Raw genomic sequence first — 234 nt, forward strand, 5'->3', positions numbered from 1 at the left:
TGCCTCGCTGAAGTTCTTCGCGCTGGTGGACGTGTACGGAGCGGAGATCGTGTGCATGGCCACGGGTGATCCCACCGCGAACGGTGACGCACCCATCATCTGCTGCACCGCCGATATCCTCGCCAACCGTGCGCTGCGCGAGGGTTCGGGCATGGAGATCGGCAGGGTGGAGATGGACGTGTTCGACTACTACTCGGACCCCTCCCGCGGCTTGGCCTGGCAGGTGCCCCTCCT

The 234-nt window shown here is 65.4% G+C and carries 1 protein-coding gene; it reads left to right on the plus strand.

The genetic code is table 11. The features are described 5' to 3' along the window. Positions 1–234, plus strand: a 234-nt coding sequence (locus tag KVS67_RS13315) for a hypothetical protein (protein WP_217565578.1), incomplete at both ends; no start/stop codon positions are given.

The organism is Micrococcus sp. GbtcB5 (assembly GCF_019091605.1).
Classification (GTDB): domain Bacteria; phylum Actinomycetota; class Actinomycetes; order Actinomycetales; family Micrococcaceae; genus Micrococcus; species Micrococcus luteus.